Annotated in this window: 1 protein-coding gene; it reads left to right on the top strand. The window is 39.3% G+C overall.

All coding sequences use genetic code 11. The features are described 5' to 3' along the window. The coding region (locus Q0605_RS10740) for a hypothetical protein (RefSeq protein WP_298706859.1) at positions 1–2238 on the top strand (2238 nt) is incomplete at both ends.

Genomic DNA, 2238 nt, shown 5'->3' with positions numbered 1-2238 from the left:
ATAATTACACAGATCGCAACGGGGTAAAACATAGTGATCTTTATTATAGATGGAAAAATCGCGGTCCGATTCCGGGTACAGAAAACCATCTATTCTGGAGATATGAATGGACTGACGTATTAAACGAAATGCGCCTTCAATACGGTTGCTCTAAAGATATAACTGGCATCGTAAGAGCAAATTTCAAGGATTATTCCGATAGTATAGATTTTACCGTGGGTAATATTAAAACTAGCGCTGGATGGGATGCTTACGGAGCTACATTTTTAAATGGCGGTTTTGAGACGGCAAGAGTAGGTGCTTATGGCGGATGGGGCGTCGTGATAGTGTATGATAAAACATTAGCATCTCGTAGGAAGTTAATGGAAGATCTTCAAAATTCTGATAAGGTAATAGGCAAAGTAGCAAGTGTCGCTGAAGCTAAAAAAATTCGAGATACATATTTTAAGCCCAAGAACGTAACTATCTATGGTGATTTCATTACCATTACGCCATGGTCTACCCCGGAACCCGGCTATTCGCCTATTAATGTAAATTTAAAGCTAAGCGGCTTTTATACGCCAAGGCAAGGTAAGGTTAATGCAAAATTAGGATTCCTGGGTTTTGCGGGCGAAAGAGAGATGCGGGAGCAAGAGTTTTTCAAGGTAGAAAATAAGAATAAAAATACGATGGATACTCTAAGCGGAAGTGTAGTAAATGCTAATTTGGGTAATGGCTTTGCAAATATATATGATGGCTCGACTTCCATTTTGGAGCTAGATAGCGACGGCAACTATAAACTTACCTATCCTAAAGGAACTGATTATAAATGGGGTATGGATCTAGATGAATTTGACATAAGCTCAAAGATGGGAAATAAACAATCCAGTTTAGATGTTCAATTAGGTGGTGCTTCTACGCAAAGACCGGGAGGTGGAGAATCTGCAGATCAAAACTTCATTAGTATGCTAGCCGTATCTGTAGATATGTATGTGCCTAATATGTGCTATCAGTATGAAGTCTATAATGCCTCTAACTGGGTTAAATTCTTTGATAAAGATGGTAACCGAAGAAGCGAAGAGGATGTAAAAAAACTACATGAACCTCCTGAGCAGATAAAAAATGGCGTTGTAGCTGGCGAAAATATCTATTACAGAATAAGATTTGAAAATAGATATAATGGAGGTAATAGCGAAGATGCGGTAGGCTCTATAGTAAGCGTAAATTTCAATAGAGCGGGTGCCACTTATACTCCAAATAGTGCTACTATCAACAACCGTCTTGACGATAGCGAATATAGTGGCGTTACTACCAAAATAAACGCTATACCTATGAAAGCTAGTCAAAATTTAGTTTATTTGCGCGATGGACAATTGGGCGCATATCAAACTATGAAAGATGTTATTACGGATGGTAAAGCTCCAAATGTTACTGATGCAATATATAAGAATAGACAATTTACTACTTTAGAGAATGGTCTTTTGAAAGTTTATATAGGCGAGGGTGCGGGTAGGTGGGTTCCTCCTTCGAAGCCTGATGAACAACCTACGCTTATAGGCGGTAGGATGGAGCCGAAAAAAGCTGTTTATGCAGAATTTAACGCCACCGTTAATACCGGTGCAAAGATTTTGCAAGCTCCCGAGATGCTACTAAGCTATAAGATTAGCTTGGATGTAGGTACTGGAACTCCGGTAGAGATTAGTTTGGAAGGCGCTTCTGAGCTAGAGATATGCGATGATAAATTACTATCCGATAGCGTAAATATCCAGCCTTTGGAAGGCTTACAGGTCGTAAATAAGAATTTTAAAAATAGCGACGACGATGATAGGCTCTATACTCAAGTATCCGAAATGCCTTTTGATGGTAAGTTGATATTCAGACCGGATTACGAAAGTCATTTTTGCAAGAAATATAACTCTGCAGGTGAATGCGAGCAATATACTGCCGAAGCTGCGTCTAGAACCGACCTTTTCGTTAAAGACCCTGCTACTGGTGAACTTAAGTATATAGGTGGCAAGAAACAACTAGAAAAATTTAATTTGGATGGAAAGCTCTATCTATCTGTCGTAAGGGCAAAAAATGCCGCGATGACTGCAGCTAAAGCGGATAGAAATGGAACTAGTACCGCATATTCGTGCCGAGCGATAACCGATAATTTAAAAATTCCGTTCAAGTTAAAGCAAAAAGGCGGCGGCGCTTCAAGTTATGCTTTAGACCATGAGCTGGATTTTAAAAATAAATCTATTTTGGATCTCGAAG

It is taken from the genome of uncultured Campylobacter sp. (assembly GCF_938017705.1).
Classification (GTDB): Bacteria; Campylobacterota; Campylobacteria; order Campylobacterales; family Campylobacteraceae; genus Campylobacter_B.
Note: the sequence above shows the minus strand (reverse complement) of the source record. Positions and strands in the feature narration are given on the sequence as shown.